The organism is Chromohalobacter sp. HP20-39 (assembly GCF_033052815.1).
Lineage (GTDB): Bacteria > Pseudomonadota > Gammaproteobacteria > Pseudomonadales > Halomonadaceae > Chromohalobacter.
The window spans coordinates 1-230 of sequence record NZ_JAWHTP010001256.1 but is presented as its reverse complement, the minus strand read 5'-3'; the positions used below and the strand labels follow the sequence as shown (position 1 = coordinate 230).

General features: G+C 55.7%; 1 protein-coding gene. It reads left to right on the top strand.

The features are described from left to right. Nucleotides 1–230 (top strand): hypothetical protein (locus RVY79_RS21895; protein WP_317466732.1); only part of this gene is annotated, 230 nt, incomplete at both ends.

The following is a 230-nucleotide window of genomic DNA, read 5'->3' as shown; positions in this document are numbered from 1 at the left end:
CGAGCCTCAGCTGATTGCAAAACCCAAGCAGGTGGACCTGTCCAAATCGATTGGACGGATTGAGGATAACGTCTATGACGAAGAAGATGCCTATCTGCTTTTGAACGCTGCGCACTTGTGGCTCACTCAGCGCAAGCTGAACAACAAAGGGCGGCCACAGAGCAAGGAAACCGAGCCGGCGGACAGTGAGTCAGACGACCCGTTGGTCACGGAAGCCCAATGGCTCACGG